This is a genomic window from Arthrobacter sp. Hiyo1 (genome assembly GCF_001263615.2).
Lineage (GTDB): Bacteria > Actinomycetota > Actinomycetes > Actinomycetales > Micrococcaceae > Arthrobacter.
On the sequence record NZ_DF952470.1, the window covers coordinates 190,572 to 191,425 of the forward strand.

Consider the following 854-nt stretch of genomic DNA (forward strand, 5'->3'; position numbering starts at 1 on the left):
TCGAACGCCTCCTCACCAACGACCCCGGCATGGGCGTCATCCGCCACGCCGACGCCGGCTACGACCGAGCCATCGAAGTCGCCCACGAACGCGGCGTCCGCATCCCCATGGAAGAAAGCAAGTAGGAACACCCCGATGACAACCATTACCCACGAACCGCTGACCGTTACCCTCGGCTCCAGCGGAGTCACGCCGGAGGACGTCGTCGCCGTCGCGCGCTACGACGCCAAGGTGACCATCTCCCAGGAAGCCCTGGACACTGTTGCCAAGGTCCGCGCCCACATCGACGGCCTCGCGCACAGCGAAGTTCCGGCGTACGGCGTTTCGACGGGCTTCGGCGCCCTGGCCAACCGCCACATCCCCAATGAACTCCGCACCCAGTTGCAGAAGTCGCTCATCCGCAGCCACGCCGCAGGCATGGGCCCGGCCGTGGAGCGCGAAGTGGTCCGCGGCATCATGTTCCTGCGCGCCAAGACCCTGGCCTCGGGCCGCACGGGCGTTCGTCCCGTGGTCCTGCAGACCATGGTGGACGTCCTCAACGCCGGCATCACCCCGGTAGTCCGTGAATTCGGCTCCCTGGGTTGCTCGGGCGATCTCGCGCCGCTGTCCCACTGCGCCCTGGTCCTGATGGGCGAAGGCGAAGCCACCGGCCCCGACGGCGAGCTGTACGGCGCCGCCGGAAAGAAGCCGGTTGCCGAACTCCTCGCCGCGCACGGCATCGAGCCGGTGGTCCTCGCGGAAAAGGAAGGCCTCGCGCTCGTCAACGGCACCGAGGGCATGCTCGGCATGCTCCTGATGGCCATCGCCGACCTGCACCTGCTGCTTACGACGGCGGACATCACCGCGGCGCTCAG

General features: G+C 68.1%; 1 protein-coding gene. It reads left to right on the forward strand.

Features of this window, described 5'->3' with window-relative positions; translation table 11 throughout:
• Nucleotides 1–135 precede the first annotated feature (135 nt).
• A partial coding sequence (locus tag AHiyo1_RS09820) for an aromatic amino acid lyase (RefSeq protein WP_172465560.1) occupies nucleotides 136–854 on the forward strand: 719 nt, incomplete at its 3' end.